Origin of the sequence: Vibrio proteolyticus NBRC 13287, assembly GCF_000467125.1 — a bacterium.
Taxonomy (GTDB): domain Bacteria; phylum Pseudomonadota; class Gammaproteobacteria; order Enterobacterales; family Vibrionaceae; genus Vibrio; species Vibrio proteolyticus.
Genome location: NZ_BATJ01000043.1, coordinates 1 through 513, shown reverse-complemented (window position 1 = coordinate 513; position 513 = coordinate 1). Strand labels below are relative to the sequence as shown.

Below are 513 nucleotides of genomic sequence, written 5' to 3'. Positions count from 1 at the left end.
AAAAAGAGGGCCGACTGGCCCTCTAGACAATGATGGTGTTTGTCACCGGATTACGCCAGCAGCTCCTTTGCCGTATCGACAACGTTTTCCGCGGTGAAGCCAAACATCTTGAACAGCTCACCTGCTGGTGCAGATTCGCCGAAGCTGGTCATGCCGATGATGCGACCGTCGAAGCCTACATACTTGTACCAGAAGTCTGCGATACCCGCTTCAATAGCGATGCGTGCTGTGACGTCTGATGGCAGTACCGCTTCACGGTAAGCTGCGTCTTGTTTATCGAAGGCATCCGTTGATGGCATGGAGACCACGCGAACTTGCTTGCCTTCGGCGCTGAGTTGCGCTGCGGCTTCGACTGCCAGTTCCACTTCCGAACCAGTCGCAATCAGAATCAGCTCAGGCTTGCCTGCGCAATCTTTCAGGATGTAGCCGCCTTTGGCGATGTTGGCCACTTGCTCAGCATCACGCGCTTGCTGCGCCAGGTTCTGACGAGAGAAGATCAGCGCAGTTGGCGCG

Annotated in this window: 1 protein-coding gene; it reads right to left on the bottom strand. The window is 55.8% G+C overall.

Annotated features, from left to right (window positions below):
• Positions 1-50: 50 nt before the first annotated feature.
• Positions 51-513, bottom strand: a 463-nt coding sequence (locus VPR01S_RS21865; protein WP_021707531.1) for a transketolase-like TK C-terminal-containing protein, incomplete at its 5' end; no start/stop codon positions are given.